This is a genomic window from Algoriphagus sp. 4150 (assembly GCF_031457395.1).
Taxonomy (GTDB): Bacteria; Bacteroidota; Bacteroidia; order Cytophagales; family Cyclobacteriaceae; genus Algoriphagus.
The window spans coordinates 35,201-53,272 of the sequence record NZ_JAVDWS010000017.1; the positions used below are offsets into that span (position 1 = coordinate 35,201).

General features: G+C 43.4%; 13 protein-coding genes. 8 read left to right on the top strand and 5 right to left on the bottom strand.

Features of this window, described 5'->3' with window-relative positions:
* Positions 1–19: 19 nt before the first annotated feature.
* The 3 genes from eboE to gldB all read left to right on the top strand — a co-directional run bounded on the left by eboE (position 20) and on the right by gldB (position 3,848).
* Positions 20–1,243 (top strand): metabolite traffic protein EboE, encoded by a 1,224-nt coding sequence (gene eboE, locus J2X69_RS18680; protein ID WP_310106756.1) that lies wholly within the window; start codon positions 20–22, stop codon positions 1,241–1,243.
* A 73-nt stretch (positions 1,244–1,316) separates the two neighbouring features.
* Positions 1,317–2,690, top strand: coding sequence for an alkaline phosphatase family protein (locus tag J2X69_RS18685; RefSeq protein ID WP_310106758.1), 1,374 nt, complete (start codon positions 1,317–1,319; stop codon positions 2,688–2,690).
* A 150-nt stretch (positions 2,691–2,840) separates the two neighbouring features.
* The gene (gldB, locus tag J2X69_RS18690) at positions 2,841–3,848 is read left to right on the top strand and encodes a gliding motility lipoprotein GldB (protein WP_310106762.1); all 1,008 of its coding nucleotides are present in this window, start codon (positions 2,841–2,843) and stop codon (positions 3,846–3,848) included.
* 69 nt (positions 3,849–3,917) lie between these two features.
* Here the strand turns inward: gldB and J2X69_RS18695 are convergent, their stop codons facing one another.
* The 4 genes from J2X69_RS18695 to nth form a co-directional block, all read right to left on the bottom strand.
* The gene (locus J2X69_RS18695) at positions 3,918–4,874 is read right to left on the bottom strand and encodes a fasciclin domain-containing protein (protein WP_310106765.1); all 957 of its coding nucleotides are present in this window, start codon (positions 4,872–4,874) and stop codon (positions 3,918–3,920) included.
* A 213-nt stretch (positions 4,875–5,087) separates the two neighbouring features.
* Entirely contained in the window at positions 5,088–6,311 is a 1,224-nt protein-coding gene (locus J2X69_RS18700) for a glycosyltransferase family 4 protein (protein WP_310106769.1), read from the bottom strand.
* On the bottom strand, positions 6,308–8,083 hold the full coding sequence (gene asnB, locus J2X69_RS18705; RefSeq protein WP_310106772.1) for an asparagine synthase (glutamine-hydrolyzing): 1,776 nt from the start codon (positions 8,081–8,083) through the stop codon (positions 6,308–6,310). The genes J2X69_RS18700 and asnB overlap by 4 nt, the downstream gene beginning before the upstream one ends.
* Complete coding sequence (gene nth, locus J2X69_RS18710; protein ID WP_310106775.1) at positions 8,083–8,754, bottom strand: endonuclease III; 672 nt, start codon at positions 8,752–8,754, stop codon at positions 8,083–8,085. Before nth ends, asnB begins: the two co-directional genes overlap by 1 nt.
* Before the next feature lie 371 nt (positions 8,755–9,125).
* On the opposite strand from nth, the gene J2X69_RS18715 reads away from it, so the two are divergent.
* The 4 genes from J2X69_RS18715 to J2X69_RS18730 all read left to right on the top strand — a co-directional run bounded on the left by J2X69_RS18715 (position 9,126) and on the right by J2X69_RS18730 (position 14,186).
* Entirely contained in the window at positions 9,126–10,244 is a 1,119-nt protein-coding gene (locus tag J2X69_RS18715; protein ID WP_310106780.1) for a P1 family peptidase, read from the top strand.
* 117 nt (positions 10,245–10,361) lie between these two features.
* The gene (locus J2X69_RS18720) at positions 10,362–12,221 is read left to right on the top strand and encodes a heavy metal translocating P-type ATPase (protein WP_310106915.1); all 1,860 of its coding nucleotides are present in this window, start codon (positions 10,362–10,364) and stop codon (positions 12,219–12,221) included.
* Positions 12,222–12,277: 56 nt separating this feature from the next.
* Entirely contained in the window at positions 12,278–12,637 is a 360-nt protein-coding gene (locus J2X69_RS18725; RefSeq protein WP_310106782.1) for a cupin domain-containing protein, read from the top strand.
* Positions 12,638–12,773: 136 nt separating this feature from the next.
* Positions 12,774–14,186: a nucleoside hydrolase-like domain-containing protein gene (locus J2X69_RS18730; RefSeq protein ID WP_310106785.1), complete on the top strand. Its 1,413-nt coding sequence runs from the start codon at positions 12,774–12,776 to the stop codon at positions 14,184–14,186.
* 96 nt (positions 14,187–14,282) lie between these two features.
* Here J2X69_RS18730 and J2X69_RS18735 read toward each other — a convergent pair whose 3' ends face one another.
* The gene (locus J2X69_RS18735) at positions 14,283–14,930 is read right to left on the bottom strand and encodes an alpha/beta hydrolase (protein WP_310106789.1); all 648 of its coding nucleotides are present in this window, start codon (positions 14,928–14,930) and stop codon (positions 14,283–14,285) included.
* A 737-nt stretch (positions 14,931–15,667) separates the two neighbouring features.
* On the opposite strand from J2X69_RS18735, the gene J2X69_RS18740 reads away from it, so the two are divergent.
* Positions 15,668–18,049, top strand: a complete 2,382-nt coding sequence (locus J2X69_RS18740; protein WP_310106793.1) for a TonB-dependent receptor domain-containing protein — start codon at positions 15,668–15,670, stop codon at positions 18,047–18,049.
* The last annotated feature ends 23 nt before the right edge of the window (positions 18,050–18,072 follow it).

Genomic DNA, 18,072 nt, shown 5'->3' on the forward strand with positions numbered 1-18,072 from the left:
GATATAACCAATTTCACTAATGGAAATCAGCGGTTTTCACCTCACATATTGCAGCAATATTCACCCTGGAGAAAGCTGGGAGCTGACCTTCGAAAATCTCAAGAAATATATTCCCGAAATACGGGAACGACTGAATGTAGAGAAGCCATTTGGAATAGGCTTAAGGCTTTCCCATGAGGCCAGCCTCCTATTGGAAAAGGACGAGCACCTAGCTGAATTTCAACGTTGGCTGAATTCTGAAAATGCGTATGTATTCACCTTGAATGGATTTCCATACGGAGATTTTCATCGTACTACCGTCAAAGATCAGGTACACTTTCCCGACTGGACCACTACCGATCGACGCGATTATACCATCAGGTCTTTTCATATCTTATCAAAACTTTTACCTGAGGGATTGGATGGAGGTATTTCCACCTCTCCTGTTTCCTATAGACATTGGTTCAAATCCGAAACCGAACTGAATGACGGAATGGAGATTGCAACCAAGCACTTGCTAGAAATAGTGGCTGAATTGGCTGAAATCAAAAAGCAAACCGGCAAGTCACTTCATCTGGATATTGAGCCGGAACCGGACGGCATTCTGGAAAATTCTGATGAGATGGTGTGGCTGTTTACCCATTGGTTGCTGCCTATGGGTAAACCTTGGCTGGCAGAGAGACTGGCTATTTCCGAAGATCAGGCAGAAAAGGCTATAAAAGAGCATATTCAAGTGTGTTACGACGTATGTCATTTTGCGATAGTTTACGAAAAGCCCGCCGATACTTTTGCCAAGTTCGAACAAGCTGGAATTAGAATAGGAAAAATTCAGATTTCTGCTGCTCTGAAAGTAATGATTCCTGCAGAGCCAGAAGTGAGAGATTTGGTTAAACTAAGCTTACTGCCATTTGAAGAGTCCACCTACCTACATCAAGTTGTTGGAAGGGGTAAAGACGGTCATTTAACTTCATTTTCTGATCTCCCGGATGCTCTCAAAGAGCTTAACTCTGCAGATGCCGAGGAGTGGAGAATTCATTTCCATGTCCCTGTTTTCATGGATAATTATGGGGTTCTGTCCTCCACCCAAGATCAAATTTCAATTGTACTCAATGAGATTTTAAAAAATCATTCGTTGACCAATCATCTGGAAGTGGAGACTTATACCTGGGAGGTCTTGCCTGAAAATATACGACTGAGTCTAGGAGAATCCATTTCAAGAGAATTGGCTTGGGTAACTGAAAAAATGAAGTTGGCCGGCAATTAATTTCCCCCGGCAAGCACCCTAAACTATAAATTAACCTCGAAGCTTACCAGCAGGTTATTTACACCAATTTGAAATGAAAAAAACAGTAGTTCTTGATATCGTAGCGCTTTCTCCCCGTGTAATCGGAGAGCATACTCCTTTTCTGAAAAAGTGGATTGAAAAAAAGAGACAAGCTGTCGTAGAACCCGTTTTGCCTGCTGTGACCTGCTCTGCCCAGTCAGTTTATTTGACAGGAAAAATGCCCAACGAAAACGGAATTGTGGGTAATGGCTGGTATTTTCAGGATGAGTGTGAAATCAAGTTTTGGCGTCAATCCAACAAATTGGTCCAGTCACCGAAAATCTGGGAAATTCTTAAGAAAGAGGATCCGACCTTCACTGTGGCGAACATGTTCTGGTGGTACAATATGTATTCCAGTGTAGATTATGCCGTGACTCCAAGGCCGCTTTACTTGGCCGATGGCAGGAAGGAGCCGGATTGCCATAGCCAACCCATGGAACTTCGTGATCGTCTTCAGAAGGAGTTGGGGCAGTTTCCACTTTTTTCTTTTTGGGGTCCCAATGCCAATATTGCATCCAGCAAATGGATCGCTGAAGCATCCAAGAAAGTAGATGAATGGCATAGTCCAACTCTTAATCTAATTTATATCCCCCACTTGGATTATTCTCTTCAGAAGTATGGAATTGATTTTGACAAAATCGGCAAGTATCTCAAAGAAGTCGATGAACTTGCCGAAGATTTGATCTCCTACTTCGAAAAGCAGGGAACTCAAGTAATTTTGCTCTCTGAATATGCAATCACATCGGTAAGTAAACCCATTCATCTAAACAGAATTTTCAGAAATCAAGGCTGGATACAGGTAAAGGATGAGCAGGGATTGGAGACATTGGATGCGGGGACTTCCAAGGCTTTCGCGGTGGCGGATCATCAGGTGGCGCATGTGCATGTCAATGATTTAAGCATTTTACCGCAGGTAAAGAAGATTCTGGAAGATACTCCGGGAGTTGAATTGGTGCTGGATACAGAAGGCAAAAAGAAGCACCACATAGACCATGAGCGCTCAGGTGATTTGGTCGTGATGGCGGATAAAGACTCATGGTTTACCTATTATTTCTGGCTGGATGATGCCAAGGCACCCGATTATGCCCGCTGCGTGGATATCCACAAAAAGCCGGGATACGACCCTGTGGAATTGGTTTTGAATCCGAATATCAAGATTCCCATGCTTACCGTTGGGTCAAAAGTCCTCAAGAAAAAGCTGGGGTTCCGATACTTGATGGACGTCATTCCGCTGGATGCTACTTTGGTGAAAGGCGCACACGGGAGATTAAGTGAGGATGATTTGGATAAGCCTTTGCTGGTAGCTGATGAAGCCCTTCTCGGCCAAAAGTCATTGCAACCGACAGCTGTTTTTGAGGTGATTTTGACTGCTGTACGTGGGAAGTGATTTAGAATAGTTTTAGCTTTTTCGGGTTTTGCCAGCAGTCAATTATAAGTAATACCAATTAATTCCAATGTTCGTTTATCCTAGAAGGGGAGAAAAGACAGGAATACTTTTCTTTCCATTTCAATGTTTATTTTTGTCAAAAACTGATTTATGAGGACTTACAGTGCACGATATTTTTCTTTTTTACTGATCATAGCCTTTGCCTGCGGCAAAAAGGAAGAAAACTGTGAGCTGTCGCAGGAAATATTGGCCCAAGATCTGACTGTGACAGTCACCCGCTTGGAACAGGATTTCTACAATGCGCAATCTGCTGAGGAATTCAATTATCTCTTGGAGAAACATCCCGAATTCACCAAAGAATATCTGCAGATGGATCTCTATCCAAATTCTGACAGCTTAGCTGAAGATCTACTGGTTATTCATCAAGACTCGGCTATGCATGTACTGTATGATTCAGTACAGCATATGTACGGTGATTTTTTAGAGGTAGAGAAAGAATTGGAAACGGCCTTCAAAGCCATTAAGTATTACTTTCCACAATTTCACGTACCAAAAATTTACACCTTTGTATCAGGCTTCAATTCTGATCTGATCGTCACGGACGAACTCATCGTTATCGGCTTGGATTATTTCCTGCCGCCCACGCATACTTTCCAGCCGGAGCTTCCCCGTTATATGGCAGAGCGATATGACAGGCCTTTCATTGTTCCGATGATCGTGATGGCGATTTCGGCCAGATTTAACGAAACCAACCCTCTGGATAACACCCTGCTGGCAGAGATGATTTATTATGGCAAATCATACCATTTCACCAAGGCTATTTTGCCCTGCACTTCTGATCAATACATCATAGGCTATACTCCCGAGGCGATTAAGGAAAGCTTTGACAATGAGGAATTGATCTGGTCGCACTTCGTGGAAAACGAATTACTCTACGAGACAAATCCTTTTGAAATCAGAAAATATATAGGCGAAGCTCCCTTCACCGATGCGATCAGCACCAAAGCCCCAGGCCGATTGGGAAGATGGTTGGGATGGAATATCGTGGATGATTATCAATTCAATCAAGATGTCCCTTTGGATGTGCTGATGGCTGAGCCGGATGCAGAGAAGATTTTCAGAGGATCAGGCTATAGGCCAAGGGGGGCAGGTTCATGAGAAGTTAAACCAGAAATAAAAAAAGCGGATTTCTACAGAAACCCACTTTATCACTAAACCCATCCTAACTTATTCCGGTATTATTACTTTATTTATTACATGGATTACGCCATTTGTTGCATGGATATTTAGCATGGGTGGCACCAAGCTACTTTCATTTATCATTAGTCCAGGAAGATCTACAGTTAAATTGCTTCCTTCCAATAGAGTAGGCAAACTTGCCTCATTTCTTAAATCCTGAGAGAAAGCTCTCGCCGGTACTACGTGATACATAAGCACATCAGTCAATAAATCCACATCGATTTCATCAACACCACTTACCCCAAGTGCAGTGTATAAATCTTCAAAAGCAGCATCTGTTGGCGCAAAAACTGTCAAATCATCATCCGAATCCCCACTCACGGCATCTACCAAACCAGCTCTCGTAAGTGCTGCCACTAATTGGGTGAATTCGGGAGTAGAGGAAGTTGAGTTTTCCACTGCAATTTCAGCTATACTCATGGTGGGAGCTGTAATTACATAATCCAATGTATGGATCACCCCATTACTTGCCATTTTGTCCACAGCTGTTACCATAGTGTTTCCATTGATCCAAACTCTACCATCAGGATCGATACTGATATAGAACTTATCGCCTGACAAGGAAGTGACAGCGCCTGCCTCCACATCTCCCGAGGCAATGTTCCCAGACACTACATGGTATCTTAAGGTATTGGATAAATCTGCACTGCCAATCAGTTCATCAGAAGTTAAGCTGTTGTCTGAAAGAAAATCACCAAATGCATCATTGGTAGGTGCAAAAACAGTAAAGGGGCCTGCTCCGCTTAGATCATCATCCAGTCCTGCTGCAATCACCGCCGTAGTAAGCGTGTTGAAGTTAATGTCGCCTCCTAGTACCTCTACGACATTAGCCTGTTCAGGCATAGGCTCGTCATCATCATTGTCACAGGATGTAAATGCAATCATGACCATCATTGCAAGTGAAAGCGAGAGATATCGCCATAGATTCATATTAAACTTTTTCATGTTAGTTGGTTTATGGTTAAGTTGGATAAATGAAACCTGCTAACACGCAAATGGTTTTGTATTCTAGTAGTTTTTTTGAAAAAGGACTGGATTTACGAAGGTTATAATCAACCTACTATGAGTAAAAAAAACGTCCTAAAGCGGGTTTAATCTAGAGGAATGAGTTAAAAACACATGAGAAATATGCTGAAAAAAATCTTCCGTAAATTTCCCTCACGCCATTAGATAAAATTTTTCATCCGAGGAACCGGGAGGATTGTAGGTTGGGTCTAATGTCCGAATCAAATGGAAAACTGCCTGCTCTTTAGTAAAATACTGTGCTGCCAGTTTTCTGGAGTTATGCCCCATTTTTATAAGTTCTGACGGGTCTCCCTCCAATTTTTCAAGCTGCAAAAAGGCAGATTCAATTTTCCCGGGTAAGCAACAGACACCCAATTGATGAGTTTTTACCAAATCATAAACCCATCCTTTATGATTGATCAAAATCGCCTTGCCAGCCGCCAGCGCATCAAAAAATTTATTCGGACTATTGGCTTTCAATACCGGCAAATGAGCAAAAGATATCCATGCAAAATCTGCCAAACTGAGCACTTCATTGACTTTTTCCTTGGAGCCAAATGGAATAAAATAAACCTGGGAAAGGGATTTTTCCTTAGCCATCTTTCTAAGTTGCTCTTTACTACTTCCATTCCCCATAATCAAAAACTGCCAATCTTTACCTTTATTTCTGGCAATTTCGGCAAGGTCAAGGAGTTCATCCACCGCATTTACCTGTCCCAAAGCCCCTGTGTAAGCGATGGTCACTCTATCCTTCAGTCCGTACTTTAGGAGCAGATTTCCGGTCTTTTCCATTGGGAAAAATCTATCCAAGTCCGAGAAATTTGGAATCAAATGAATCTGCTGTTGTGGAACCACTTTCCGCAGATGATCGGCAATTCCCGGAGACAGTGCAACCAGACTTAACGCTTGCTGATAAATCTTTTTCTCCAACGAAATCAAGCTTCGTTTCAATAGGGAATTCCTGATTGCGCCCACTTCAATGGGAGCTTGGGGCCAAAGATCCCGAACTTCAAAGACATAAGGAATAGCCAAGTTTTTCTTCGCCCAGAGCCCAAGCAATCCTGTGGTCAGCGGGGTGGAAGTGACATACAATAAATCCGGGCGAGGAAGTTTTCCGATAAGCCTTTTAGCTTGACGAACGTAGGCCAGAAAGGATAGCACACGCTTAAAAAAACCAAATTTCTGATCATAGTCCACCGGTAGGTAGTGAACCTTGATACCGTCTATCCATCGCTGATCATAGCCGGCCTGAGCACCTCCCGTGATCAGCTCCACCTCATATCCGGCATCCACCAGCCCCTTGGCGAGATGATAGGAGCGAACTGCCCCTCCTTCTGCCGGAGTTCTAAAATATTGGTGGATATAAATGATCCTCATAGCTTGTGCAATTTCACCCATTCTGCCAGAAGAAACAGATTGTAAAGTGTTAAAAAATGAAGTTTCACGCCAAGCTCAGGCTGAGCGGCAAGTGATCTCATCTTTATAGGAAATAGCTCCCCATGGCTTTTCTCGAATGCTTTGATAGAATTGAAAATACGCTTGGAAAACTCCCCATTCTCTGCAAACCATTCTTGCAGGGGAAGCCCAAATCCTATTTTCTTACGTTCAGCTATCCAAGCTAAATCCAGTTCGCTCAGAATTCTTTTGATCCAAGGCTTGTCTTTCAGCACTTTTTCATCCTTCACATTTTTCCATAAATCCAGCATCCCTGCATCCAAATAAGGAGATCTCCCTTCTATGCTATGCGCCATCAAAGCATTGTCCTGAATCTTCAAGACATCCTGTGCCAGATAAAATCTTCTGTCAAAATCGAGCATTTGAGTGTATTCAGGAAGATCTCTATCGAAAAGATACTGAAAGTTTTCGTCCATGTCATGAGGAATAGTATCCAATCCGGAGAAATTGAGAAAGGTTTTCTGAGGAGTCAAGTCTATAGCCGAAATGAATTTTTGATAGCTCCTTCCAAGTGGCAGTTTTCGAAGAATCCATTGAAATCTCAGTAGTATATCCTTGTTTTTTTGGTAAGCGTCAAAAGCCTTATGTCGCTGGTATCCTCCCCAAAGCTCATCTGCTCCTGCTCCTGAAACCAGAACTTTAACTGATTTTTTGGCTTCCTTCCCTATCATCCAAGTGAGAAAACCGGCAGAATCCCCAATGGGCTGATCCACAGACTTCAAATAATCCCCCCAATTTTCCCAAAAGACATCTTGGGTAATTTCTATTAGATGATGGCTTGATGGAAATTGTCTTGCAAAGCGGCCTGCCGCATTCCCATCTGAATACTTCTTTCGAAATTTCTCTTCTATCTGGATGGTAAATGAAGGTAACGGTATGCCGGTTTCTTTGTACCAAAGTGCATAAAGCAGAGAACTGTCAGCTCCTCCACTGAGCTGCATCCCTACCGGCACATCTGCATGAAATTGATTCAAAACAGCATCAGTAAGTAGCTCCCGGAAATTTCCACAAGTTGGCTCAGGACCGGAATGGGATTCAGTCGGAATATGATCACCTCGGAATGCCGTATGATTCAAACTCTCACTAAATCGTCCAGATTTCCATTCATGAATTCCTTCAAAAAAGGTGTTTCCAAAAAATGCTGTTCTGAGGTAGAAGTAAGATTCAAACTGTTTCCATTCAAGTCGGGAATTCTTTAGCGCCTGAATGCTGCGACACTCTGAAGAAATAACCAGATTTTCTGGACCTTGGGCATAATAGAGCGGTTTTTCACCTTTTTTATCCCGGGCTACCAACACAGATTTGTCTGTCAAGTCCACAAAGATCAAGGCAAACATCCCGTTCAGTTTCTCCAATCCTTTCGCTCCGAAAATTCTCAGTATATGCAATACTACTTCGGTGTCGGAATGTGTCACAAAAGTAATTCCCCTCTGAATGAGGAGATTTCGGATTTCCTGAAAATTATAAAGTTCTCCATTCCAGACCAGCAAAGAGTTTCCATCCGGTGACCAAAAAGGCTGATCTGCTTCAACTCCCGGTGAAACGATTTTTAGCCGATTAACTCCAATCCAAAGTCCCGGCCAAGGACTAAAACCGGCTTGCTGATCAGGTCCCCGATGTTGACTTTGCTGAAGCATTCTATTGACAGCCTCTTCATTTGCTCCTTCTCCCCAGATCAGATGGATCCCGCACATTAATTTCCCGTTTCGACTTTGGTGATTTCGCCCTGATTTTTCTCAAAATACCGACACAGATGAGTCAACGTGCACTCCTCGCATTTCGGCCTTCGCGCCAAGCAAACATACCTACCATGCAAAATCAACCAGTGATGCGCGATGTGCACATACTCCTTGGGAATATGGCGGATAAGCTGTTTCTCCACTTCCAAGGGAGTTTTGGCGCTTTGTGATACTAAGCCAAGTCGCTTCGAAACGCGAAAAACATGGGTATCCACTGCCATATTTGGCTGGTTCCAGACCACCGAAGTGATCACATTTGCAGTTTTTCTTCCCACTCCGGGAAGCTTGATCAATTCCGGAACAGTAGAAGGAACCTCACTCCCAAAGTCCTCCACAAGCATTTTTCCCAAGCCCAAAAGATGCTTGGTCTTATTATTTGGGTAAGAAACGGTTTTGATGTAGGGAAAAAGCTCGTCAAAATTCGATGCTGCCAAAAACTCCGGTGCTGGAAAATCCCGAAAAAGTGCGGGAGTAACCAGATTAATACGCTTATCAGTACATTGGGCTGAGAGCACGACTGCCACTAGCAGCTGAAAGGGATTTTCATACTGAAGTTCAGTCTCCGCAATAGGCATATTTTCGCGGAAATGGTTGATGATGGCTTCGTATCTTTCTTTTTTCAGCATTTTTTTGAGAGTTTTTAAGCACTGTGTTCACAGAGATTTGCACAGTGGGCACTGCATATTATCTTACTTTTTCAGAAAGTACATCTAATTTGAATTTTCATTCCCATTTGGGAAGATTCCAATCCTTATGTTGATTCTGACTGCTAAGCAAAATGCTAATTTAAAAGATGCCTGCACCAATCCCATTGTCCGAGAAAAAATAGATCGGATAATGTTTTATACGATTAGAAATTTCCCAAAAACAAGAATAGTGTACAGTAGAAGTTCAAATCTGGGGAAAATGAAGCTGAAATAATGATTACTGGGGGAATTGCTTTGCCAAGTGGTTTTTTGGTGAAGGCAGAAAGTTTAAATTCGGGAAATCACCGGCTATGAAAAAATTCTGTTTCCTGATTGCCCTTCTAATCTCCTTTGTTTTTAGCTCATTTGCCCAAGAAAGACCCAGGGAAAAAGGAATCGTATTCGGTGTTCTTCCTACGGGTGTGCTAAATGCAATTACCGATGTAAGCGGTGTGAAAGTAGGGCATCTCACCAAAATAGAAGGCGAAAATATCCGCACGGGAGTAACAGCTATTTTGCCCCATAATGGAAATATTTTTCAGCAAAAAGTTCCTGCAGCAATTTATGTGGGCAATGGATTTGGGAAGCTTGCAGGAACTACTCAGGTGCAGGAGCTTGGCAACATCGAGACACCGATTATTCTCACCAATACACTGAGTGTAGCCGCCGGAATCGAAGGAGTAGTTCGATATTCTTTGGCGCAAGAAGGAAATGAAAATGCACAATCGGTGAATGCTCTGGTCGGAGAGACAAATGATGGCTACCTGAATGATATCCGAGGAATGCATATTTCACCGGCTGAAGTAATTGGAGCCATAGAATCTGCCAAGACGGGAAAAGTCGCCGAAGGAAATGTGGGTGCAGGAACGGGCACGGTTTGTTTTGGCTGGAAAGGAGGAATAGGAACCTCATCCAGAAAGCTACCTGAGAGTTTGGGAGGCTTTACAGTCGGCGTGTTGGTTCAAACCAATTTCGGAGGAAATCTTCAGATCGATGGTGTGGCAGTGGGCGAGAAAATGGGCAAATACCCCTTTCGGGATGCGATGGAAAAATCCGATGGAAGCTGCATGATCGTAGTGGCTACGGATGCCCCTGTATTGGAAAGAAATCTCGAAAGAATGGCAAAGCGAGCCATGATGGGCTTGGCAAAAACAGGTGGAATCGCTTCTAATGGTTCCGGAGATTATGTGATTGCTTTCAGCACTGCAGAAGGACTTCGCATACCGCACTCTTCCGAAAACGGAGCACTGGAATCAGTAGAATATCTGAGAAATGATGATATGTCAGGTTTGTTCATGGCAGTGATAGAAGCTACGGAGGAGGCGATTATCAATTCTTTATTTGCTGCGCAAAGTATGGAAGGAAGCGAGGGGCATAGCGTATTGCAATTGCCTATCGACCAAGTGATGAACTTGATGAAACAAAACTAAACCAAAAGCTAAGTGGAAGTAAAAGATAAATGCTGTTGTACTGTAGAAGAGGAGGCAAACCATCAAGGTCATTCTAACGATGACGGACATGATCACTCTCCAGCGAAGAGTGAACCCATGTTGAAATTCTTTGCACCGGCTATTTTTTCATTTACAGTAATGATACTGGGTCTGGGTTTGGATCATATTTTCCCTCAGGATTGGTTTGGAGGTTACCTAAGATTAGGCTGGTATCTCGTGGCATATATTCCCGTTGGGCTACCTGTACTCAAAGAGGCCTTGAAGAGCATAACCAAGGGCGATGTGTTTTCAGAATTTTTTCTGATGGGAATCGCGACATTGGGAGCCTTTGCCATAGGAGAATATCCAGAGGGAGTTGCGGTGATGCTTTTTTACTCTGTGGGGGAAGTCTTTCAGGGAATGGCAGTCCGTAAAGCAAAAACCAACATCAAAACTTTACTGGACCAGCGACCTGATGAAGTGACGGTTTTGGAAGGTAATACCACCAAGACTATCAAAGCTGAGAAAGCCCAAATCGGAGATATCATCCAACTGAAGCCCGGCGAAAAACTTGGTCTGGACGGGGAATTGCTCTCAGAAAAAGCTTCTTTTAATACTGCCGCGTTGACCGGGGAGAGCAAGCCTGATTCTAAGAAAAAAGGCGCTGTAGTACTGGCAGGAATGGTGAATCTGAATACTGTATCCCAAGTCCAAGTAACGGCGGCCTACACAGACAGTAAACTTTCAAGGATTTTGGAATTGGTGCAGAACGCCACAGCTCAAAAAGCACCGACGGAGCTCTTCATCAGAAAATTCGCCAAAATATATACCCCAATAGTGGTTTACCTCGCAATAGGAATTTGCTTTCTTCCCTATCTTTTTGTCCATGATTATGAGTTCAGCGATTGGCTTTATCGCGCATTGGTTTTCTTGGTTATCTCCTGCCCCTGCGGGCTCGTGATCAGTATTCCCCTTGGGTATTTTGGTGGAATTGGAGCTGCGAGCAAAAATGGAATATTGTTCAAAGGGAGCAATTTCTTGGATAGTCTGGCAGAGATCAAAGAAGTGGTGATGGACAAAACGGGAACGATGACCGAAGGCATTTTCAAGGTACAGGAAGTTCATCTTCGACCTGAATTTGAGGGCACAAAAATTCTTGATTTTGTCAATTCTCTGGAAAGCAAAAGCTCGCATCCAATAGCCGGCGCGGTTAAAGATCATGTGGGAGAGATTGATTTTGATATTGTCCCCGAGAATATAGAGGAAATTGCCGGACACGGGTTGAGGGCACAGGTGGAAGGAAAAGAATTGCTTGTCGGAAATTTCAAGCTGATGGATAGGTTTTCGATTCCCTATTCCATCGATCCAACGGGTGTTGCTTACACGCTGGTGGCGATAGCATACGATGGGAAATTCGCCGGCTATTTGACCATAGCAGACAGCATAAAAAGTGATGCCCTGCGGACAATTGATCGCTTGAAATCCATGGGAATAGGAATCACAATGCTCAGTGGAGACAAAAGTAATGTGGTCAAATTTGTGGCAGACCAATTGGGGATTCCCCATTCATTTGGTGATTTGCTGCCGGAGGATAAAGTAGAAAAAGTCAAGGAAATCAAAGCTCAAAAAGGAACTGTTGCTTTTGTAGGGGACGGGGTGAACGATGCACCAGTTGTGGCAATCTCTGATGTGGGGATAGCAATGGGAGGCTTGGGAAGCGACGCTACGATAGAAACTGCCGATGTGGTGATTCAGGATGACAGGCCTATTAAGATCCCAATGGCGATTTCTATCGGTAAAAGCACCAAGCAAATCGTCTGGCAGAACATAGGCTTTGCTTTTGGTATAAAAGTCCTGGTTCTGATACTTGGAGCACTGGGATTGGCAAGTATGTGGGCGGCGGTTTTTGCGGATGTGGGAGTAGCTTTATTGGCAATCCTGAATGCAATACGGATTCAAAAGATGCGGTTTGAATAATCTTAAATTAGAGAGTTCTTCCAAAGGAATAATACCATATGTTAAATTTAACTAGTATGAAGAAAGTAAACCTTAACGAGAAATTTGACCTGATAAAGGAGCTTTGGTCTCCGAAAATAATCGGAGAACTCAACGGACAGGATGTGAAACTAGCCAAAGTAAAGGGTGAGTTTGTTTGGCATAATCACACCAATGAAGACGAACTCTTTTTGATAGTAAAAGGATCTCTTAAAATTGATTTGGAAGGGGAGTCCATCACGCTGGACGAAGGGGAAATGCTCGTAATTCCACGGGGTGTAGAACATAGACCTGTGGCAGAAGAAGAAGCCTGGATTCTACTTTTCGAGCCTCAGAGCACAAAGCATACGGGGGAGGTGAAATCCGAATTGACTGTGGATAAATTTGAAAAAATTTAATCCCAATTTCTTGGTCTGAAAATTAAGACTAAAAAGCATCTACCCAGAGAATGTTTTTCCTATTTGAATACCAAAGAATCTGTGGACAGAAGTTAAGGTTTCCCAAACCTTACAAACCTACCCAAACCCAAAAAACATGAAAGCCTTATATTTCATAGCCCTTTTGCTCGCCAGCTCTCCTTTGATAGCACAAAACAGCCTGGAGAAAGAACGCATCATTGTACTCACGGATATAGAAAATGAGCCCGATGACGCCATGTCTCTGGTGAGATTTTTGACCTATTCCAATCAATGGGATGTGGAAGGTCTGGTCGCTACGACCTCTATCCATCAACAAAATAAAATCGCTTCTTGGAGGATTATGGAGATCCTCACGGCATATGGAAAAGTAAGGGATAATCTTGAAATACATGAACAAGGCTACCCTACTGCCGAGCAGTTGAGAGCAGTGGTGAAGGAAGGAATCCCTAAGTACGGAATGGAAGCTGTCGGTGAAGGTATGGATTCCGAGGGATCGGAATTGATCATCAATACGGTGGATAAAGAGGATCAAAGGCCTGTTTGGGTGCTGGTCTGGGGAGGGCCCAATTGTCTGGCACAGGCACTTTGGAAGGTGAAAGAAACCCGTAATTCGGCCGAAGTGGCAAAGTTTGTATCCAAACTGAGAGTTTATACTATATCTGATCAGGATGACAGTGGACCATGGCTAAGAAAAACTTTTCCCGAACTTTTCTATATCGCCAGTCCGGGAATCCATGATTTTGGAGGGTACCATTTTGCGACTTGGTCGGGGATCAGTGGTGATAAATTCCACGGGCGATTTGCCGGAGGAAATTTCGAAATTGTGGACAATCCCTGGCTAGATACGCATATCCGCAGCAAAGGTCCTCTGGGCAAAGAATACCCGCACATGGAATTTCTGATGGAGGGAGATTCTCCCAGCTTTATGCATTTGATCCATACCGGCTTGGAAAGCCCTGAGAATCCACATTATGGCAATTGGGGTGGAAGATATGAGTTTTATCTGCCCAGAACCCAGAGGTGGTTTTCCGAACCGGAAACCCGTCCCCTGTGGACCGATGCGATGGATGAGGCGCTAGGCTTTGACGGTAATTGGCATACAAGTAATAAGGCCACTATCTGGCGATGGAGAGAAGCTTTTCAAAATGATTTTGAGGCTAGAATGGACTGGACTATTAAACCTTATAAAGAGGCTAATCACCCTCCCAAACCTAAACTTAGTTCCCCTGATCGGATTACTGCCAAAATCGGTGAGCGTATTGACCTGAGTGCCGAAGGCAGCACAGATCCTGATGGAGACCAGCTTACGTATGAATGGTTTTATTATTCAGAGCCGGGAGCTTTCACCATAGCCAGCGGACGGACAGCCACACCATTGAAGATTGAAAATGCTGATAAACCGAAAGCCCATTTTATCATCCCCAAAGCCCAGCGACTGGGGGACATACATATCGTTCTGGCTGTCACCGACCGGGGAACACCTGCCCTCACCCGATACAAAAGGGTAATAGTGACTGTAGAGCCTTAGTTTAACATGGGAAAAAGTTGCTTGTCCCACTCCGGATCCGGACAGAGGATCAGTACACCGATGCCAAGTCATTGAATCCGTAAGTTCTCTCGAAGTTTATTTGAGCTCATAGTTGCCGCTGGCCCATTGAATGGTGGGTTCAATCCATTCTTTCAGGGGTTGGAATAAAAAGCCATGTCCCAACCCTGTATTTAGTTCAACTTCTTTAAAGTGGTTGATTATACAGGTTGAACTTTCTTTTCTTCCCACTGCTGAGACTCCAAATGGGTCGGTTTTTTCGAAGATGGTGAGTATTCTTCCACAGTAATTAATCTCCGGAATATTCTCCAAATCACTGTTACTAAAACTTGCCACAAAGACAAAATTTAACTCCGGATTATTAGCTAATGTCGAAACATATTGAGCGATATAACCTCCTTTTGATGTTCCGACTATTGTTAATTTTTCCGGCTCAGTTCCAATCGAAATTAAGCTGTCGATTTGACTAACAATTGTTACCGCATATTCCCTGGCATTTACATTCCCGTTTCTTTTTTCACTGATGACTTTAAAGCCACTTTTTTCAAATTCCGCTAAAATTTCATTGTATTCGGCCCGTCCAAACTCAGGGTGTGATTCATTCAGCCCATGTTCTTCCAAAAATCTATTGTGAAGAAAGAAAATAACTCGCTCATCGTCTTGTTTCCCGCATGAGAATAGAAATATGGTACTTAAAAAAAAGGAGATGAGTACGGCTTTCTTCATTAGCGTAAGGGTGGGATAGTATTTTGCCCGCAAAGCAAGTGATTTTTGGTAAATGATTAATTACTGATCCTATTTTTTTGTCAGCAAGAGGCCAAGAGTTAGGAGGCCCATAAGCCTTAGCTGATGACAGGATCCTTAATTTCGAACTACAGGAGAAGCTCCCCATATTAGCTATTCTCTATCAATTTTTCCAGTTCATAGAAAATTTTTATTTGTAATCAGTCTAAATAAACTTGAATCAAGACCGATTTTTCATTTACTTCGCTATTATTTTTAATTAATCTAAATAAAATAATGCGGTTTCAAGATCATAATCATAGTGCCGCTGCCCCTTTATCACGGACAGAAGAGCTTCTAGTTGCACCGGATTATGGACGACTTTCTTCACTTTCCTCTTGCTCCATTTACCAAGAACTAACAAACAATTATCCAAAAGCCACTATTCGCTAACATATCACCCCTAACCCTATTAAAAAATGGAAAAAACTTACTCACAACAACAGTCAGCTTTCGAAAACATTTCAGCCTATTCCTCTTAATGTTTATCGGGAATCCATCCCTCCCAACTACACAGATACAATAAGAAACTGTAAAGATCCAACGGGAAATTCTCATGGAATCCAAATTACAAACCGAACGACAAAAGAAATGAAATCGAGCCTGCCTTCTGTCAGGCTGAGATTCCATAGCCTGCCCCGATTAATCGGGGTGGCCTAAAAAAAACAAATTATAAACACATGAAAAAGCTTGTTTTTATCTGCTTCCTGATTGTCCAGCTGACTCCTCTCATCCATGCCCAGCAAGCCCAAAAATCCGGCATCACCATCTCCGGAACTGTGCGGGAAGCCGGCAAAAAAACACCCATAGCCTATGCTACTGTTATACTTAGAGATAAGGCTGACGATCAAATGATAGATGGTACGACCACCGATGATGATGGGCACTTTGAGTTGCATTCCGAGCACGGGGATTTCTATGTCGAACTGAGCTTTATGGGATATCTCACTAAAAAAATCACTGATTTTGAGATCAACGGTTCGAAATTAAACTTAGGAGACATTCTTTTCGAAGAGGATAGCAAGACTTTGGATGAGGTGGTGATTCAGGGTGAAAGATCCCGCACAGAATTTCAGTTGGACAAACGGGTTTTCAATGTGGGGCAGGATATCAGCAGCACAGGTGCCAGTGCGTTGGATATACTCAACAACATCCCTTCTGTAAGTGTCAACATAGAAGGACAGATCAGTCTCAGGGGAAGTCAGGGCGTTCGCATCCTGATCAACGGAAAACCATCGGTTTTGGCAAGTGAGCAAGGGAATATCATGGGGACCATCACAGCCGACATGATCGAAAGAATAGAAGTCATCACCAATCCCTCCGCCAAATTCGAAGCGGAGGGTACTTCCGGAATCATCAATATAGTACTCAAAAGAGAAGGGGAAAAGAACCTGAACGGCTCCGTTACCCTCAATACGGGAATGCCCAACAACCATAGCTTGGGAATTAGCCTCAACAAGAGAACTGATAAACTTAACCTATTTACCCAAGTGGGAGTGGGCTACCGTACATTCCCCCGTCACAACGAGACACTCAGCAAGGACCTATCAAGCAACACCGAACTTCACACACTCAGCGACAGGGACTTTAATGAGGAGTTTTATAACCTGATACTCGGTACAGATTATCGGATCAACAACTCTACGGTCGTTAGCCTTTCAGGACAATTCGCCTATGAAAAAGAAACCACTGACTCCAAAAATGACTATACCCTGAAAAACCCGGAAGGTACAGTTGCTGATGCTTGGTCCAGAAAAGAAGATTCCTATGCCGACAATCCCAAATGGCAGGGGGAGTTTCAGGTCAAGAAGGATTTTGACGAGTCGGGAGATCACAGCCTATTGGCAAGTGCCACAGGAGCATTCTTCCGCAAAGATCAAGTCTCTGATTTTCAAAACAGAACTATCCTAGGAGACAGACCCGATGCTTTGCAAAAACTGAACACTGACTACAAAGAAGGGATCTATACGTTCAAACTGGATTATACCAGACCGTTTTCAGAGTATTATGAACTGGAAACGGGGACACAGTATGTCATCAACGGAGTGTCCAATGACTATGCTGTCTTTGACCGGCAAGAAGGAGAGTGGATTCCCGATCCAAATTTCACAAATGTATTTGTATTCGATCAGGATGTATTGGGACTGTATAGTACCGTGTCTAGGGAGAAAGATAAGTGGGGTGCAAAACTTGGATTAAGATTCGAATACACCGCATTGGATACGCGCCTCGAAGATACCGGGGAGAAAAACAGAAAACGTTATGGGGATTTCTTCCCTACGGCGCATACTTCCTACAAGTTTTCAGATAATTATTCACTACAGGCAGGCTATTCGGCTAGGATATTCAGACCGGGACTTTGGGAACTGAACCCTTTCTTTGCCTTACAGGACAATTTCAACATCTACACCGGGAATCCAAATCTCACTCCCGAGTATACTGATTCTTATGAAGTGACATCTATCTATCACTTGGACAAAGTATCATTCAATCTAGGCCTTTACCAGCGGATTACTACTGACGTAATAGAAGAAGTGGTGACTGTGGAGGACAATGTAAGTATCAGAAAACCTGATAATGTCGGACGTAGCCGCACGACCGGTGCGGAGTTCAACAGCAAATATACCCCATGGGACTGGGCGACGATTGATGTGGATGTGAATTACAATGCATTCTCCAGAAAAGGCTCCTACAATGAGCAGTCCTTCGGCTTCTCCGGAGACCGATGGACCTCCAGGGCTATGGCAAAGTTCAAACTCCCCGTAAACTTCGACTTCGAAGCCGCATGGAACTATGAATCTGCTTACGAAACCCTACAGCTAGACATCCTTGAAAATTACTACCTCGACCTTGGGCTGCGCAAAAAGCTCCTAAAAGGAAAAGCTGTAATGAATCTCAGTGTGAGGGATGTATTTGCCTCCAGAAAGTACAGGTCCGTTTCCTCCGGACAAGGGCTTGAGTTCAATCGGTTAGGCATGTCTGGCCGATTTTTCACTTTCGGCATCAGCTATGGTATTGGCAAAGGGGATGCAATGGAATTCTCCGGACAAAAGCGATTCTAGCCTTACCTCTCAACTTTAATTTC

Bases quoted from the DNA above. Each gene is read 5' to 3' on its own strand.
- eboE (WP_310106756.1), top strand. From the start codon at position 20: ATGGAAATCAGCGGTTTTCACCTCACATATTGCAGCAATATTCACCCT.
- J2X69_RS18685 (WP_310106758.1), top strand. From the start codon at position 1,317: ATGAAAAAAACAGTAGTTCTTGATATCGTAGCGCTTTCTCCCCGTGTA.
- gldB (WP_310106762.1), top strand. From the start codon at position 2,841: ATGAGGACTTACAGTGCACGATATTTTTCTTTTTTACTGATCATAGCC.
- J2X69_RS18695 (WP_310106765.1), bottom strand. From the start codon at position 4,874: ATGAAAAAGTTTAATATGAATCTATGGCGATATCTCTCGCTTTCACTT.
- J2X69_RS18700 (WP_310106769.1), bottom strand. From the start codon at position 6,311: ATGAGGATCATTTATATCCACCAATATTTTAGAACTCCGGCAGAAGGA.
- asnB (WP_310106772.1), bottom strand. From the start codon at position 8,083: ATGTGCGGGATCCATCTGATCTGGGGAGAAGGAGCAAATGAAGAGGCT.
- nth (WP_310106775.1), bottom strand. From the start codon at position 8,754: ATGCTGAAAAAAGAAAGATACGAAGCCATCATCAACCATTTCCGCGAA.
- J2X69_RS18715 (WP_310106780.1), top strand. From the start codon at position 9,126: ATGAAAAAATTCTGTTTCCTGATTGCCCTTCTAATCTCCTTTGTTTTT.
- J2X69_RS18720 (WP_310106915.1), top strand. From the start codon at position 10,362: ATGTTGAAATTCTTTGCACCGGCTATTTTTTCATTTACAGTAATGATA.
- J2X69_RS18725 (WP_310106782.1), top strand. From the start codon at position 12,278: ATGAAGAAAGTAAACCTTAACGAGAAATTTGACCTGATAAAGGAGCTT.
- J2X69_RS18730 (WP_310106785.1), top strand. From the start codon at position 12,774: ATGAAAGCCTTATATTTCATAGCCCTTTTGCTCGCCAGCTCTCCTTTG.
- J2X69_RS18735 (WP_310106789.1), bottom strand. From the start codon at position 14,930: ATGAAGAAAGCCGTACTCATCTCCTTTTTTTTAAGTACCATATTTCTA.
- J2X69_RS18740 (WP_310106793.1), top strand. From the start codon at position 15,668: ATGAAAAAGCTTGTTTTTATCTGCTTCCTGATTGTCCAGCTGACTCCT.